The sequence below is a fragment of the Kitasatospora sp. MY 5-36 genome, assembly GCF_001182915.1.
Taxonomy (GTDB): Bacteria; Actinomycetota; Actinomycetes; order Streptomycetales; family Streptomycetaceae; genus Kitasatospora.
Genome location: NZ_LFVW01001100.1, coordinates 1 through 1,894, shown reverse-complemented (window position 1 = coordinate 1,894; position 1,894 = coordinate 1). Strand labels below are relative to the sequence as shown.

General features: G+C 75.7%; 2 protein-coding genes and 1 pseudogene. 1 reads left to right on the top strand and 2 read right to left on the bottom strand.

Annotated elements, in window-relative coordinates; translation table 11 throughout:
* The coding region (locus AE652_RS40475) for a D-alanyl-D-alanine carboxypeptidase family protein (protein ID WP_234348723.1) at positions 1 to 1,100 on the bottom strand (1,100 nt) is incomplete at its 3' end.
* Positions 1,101 to 1,353: 253 nt separating this feature from the next.
* Here AE652_RS40475 and AE652_RS40470 point away from each other — a divergent pair.
* Positions 1,354 to 1,551: a hypothetical protein gene (locus tag AE652_RS40470; RefSeq protein ID WP_049660802.1), complete on the top strand. Its 198-nt coding sequence runs from the start codon at positions 1,354 to 1,356 to the stop codon at positions 1,549 to 1,551.
* Between the two features lie 36 nt (positions 1,552 to 1,587).
* Here the strand turns inward: AE652_RS40470 and AE652_RS40465 are convergent.
* Positions 1,588 to 1,894, bottom strand: a pseudogene (locus tag AE652_RS40465) (TetR/AcrR family transcriptional regulator); the annotation flags it as partial.

Here is a 1,894-nt window from a genome sequence, read left to right as displayed (position 1 = left end):
AGGCCCGAGCCGGAGCCGCTGGTCAGCGGCGGACGGGACCAGGGCGGCAACTGCTCGCCGGCCTCGGCCCCGCCGGCGGCGGCGGACGGCCCGGCGGGGGCGGGGGCGGCGGTGTCGTCGACCAGCTTGCCGACCGGCTGGACCTTCCCGGCGGCCGCGAAGCCCCAGTCGAGCAGGCTGGCGGCCTCGTCGTAGACCCTGCCCTGCGCGTCCGGGTGCATCACCGTCACCAGCAGGGTGCGGCCGTCGCGTTCTGCGGCGCCGGTGAAGGTGGCGCCCGCGTTGGTGGTGTAGCCGTTCTTGACGCCGATCAGACCGGGGTACTTGCCGAGCAGCCGGTCGGTGTTGGCGATGTCGAAGCTGGTGCGCTGGCCGGTGAGCTTGTCCAGTCCGCCGGGGAAGCGCGCGGTGCGGGTGGCGCAGTAGGAGCGGAAGTCGGCGTTGCGCAGCCCGGCCCGGGCGAAGAGCGTGAGGTCGTAGGCGGAGGAGACCTGGCCGTCCATGTCGTAGCCGTCGGGGGAGACGACCTTGGTATCGCGGGCCTGGAGCGCCCGGGCGCGCTCCTGCATCTCGGTGACGGTCTGCTGGATGCCGCCGTTCATGTGGGCGAGGACGTGGACGGCGTCGTTGCCGGAGCTGAGGAAGACGCCCCGCCAGAGGTCCTCGACCCGGTACGGCAGGTTCTCCTTGACGCCGACCAGGCTGCTGCCGGCGCCGAGGCTGGCGAGCTCGGTCGTGGTGACCTTGTGCTCGGTGGCCCGGTCGAACTTGGGCAGCACGGTGTCCGCGAACAGCATCTTGAGGGTGCTGGCCGGGGGCAGCGGCAGGTGGGCGTCGCGGGCGGCGAGCACCTCGCCGGTGGCCGCGTCGGCGACCAGCCAGGAGCGGCCGGTCAGGTCGGAGGGCAGCGCGGGCGCCCCGGCCAGCGGCGCGACCTGGACGGCCGGGTGGCCGAGCCGCTCCCCGCCGACGGCGGGGACGGAGTCCTGGGCGAGGGAGGCCGGGGCGGTGACGGCGAGGACCAGGACGGCGCAGGCGGCGGCTCCGGCCGCGGTCACGGCGGCGGAGGGCGACTTCAGGGGTGTGCGGGTGGGGAACACACGGCGAACGTACCCGCGCCGCCGCCGGGCCGCCGGGCCTGCTGCTCCGTCCGGAGCCGGGCTGAGCCGTCCGGAGCCGGGCTGAGCCGTCCGGAGCCGTCCGGAGTCGGGCCGGGCCGTCCGGAGTCGGGCCGGGCGGTGAGGAACCGTCCGGAGCCGGGTCGGAGCCGCGCGGAAGGGACGACTTTGGTGGCGCCGGCCCGCACCGAAAGTCGGATGTCCGGCGGAGGGCCGGATTCCTAGGCTCGGGAGCATGAAGACCCTGCTCGGCTACCTCGGCTCCGTGTTGATCGTCGGCGGCGCCTCCGGCCTGCTGTCCACCTGGATCGAGGGCTTCCGGCTGTTCGGCTTCGTCCGGGTCCTGGTGCCGGCCGGCCACGAGATCGCCGGGTACTCCACCCTGGTGGTGCTGGGTGTCCTGCTGGCGCTCCCCGCGGCCCGGCACGGTTAGGGGATGCGCGGCACGGCTGGAACGCGCCCGGCACGGTCAGCGCACGCCCGGATCGTCTGAGGGCGCCCCCGCCGCGATGCCGTCGAGCAGGACGGCGAGCCCGGTACGGAAGGCCTCCCGGTGGCCGTCCTCGGGGGCGCCGCCGCCGGTGCTCTGCAGGGCGACGAGCAGGGGGAAGCGTTCCGCGAAGTCCGGTGCCAGCTCGGCGAGTCGGGCGGAGCGGGTGGCCCACCAGTCCTCGTCGGCGATCCCGGTGGCGGCGGCCGCGCCGCGCGCGTCGGCGGTGGTGGCGGCCAGGCCGCGGACGAACTGCCAGAGCGCGGCGACCGCCCCGCGCAGCCGC

Bases quoted from the DNA above. Each gene is read 5' to 3' on its own strand.
- AE652_RS40470 (WP_049660802.1), top strand. From the start codon at position 1,354: ATGAAGACCCTGCTCGGCTACCTCGGCTCCGTGTTGATCGTCGGCGGC.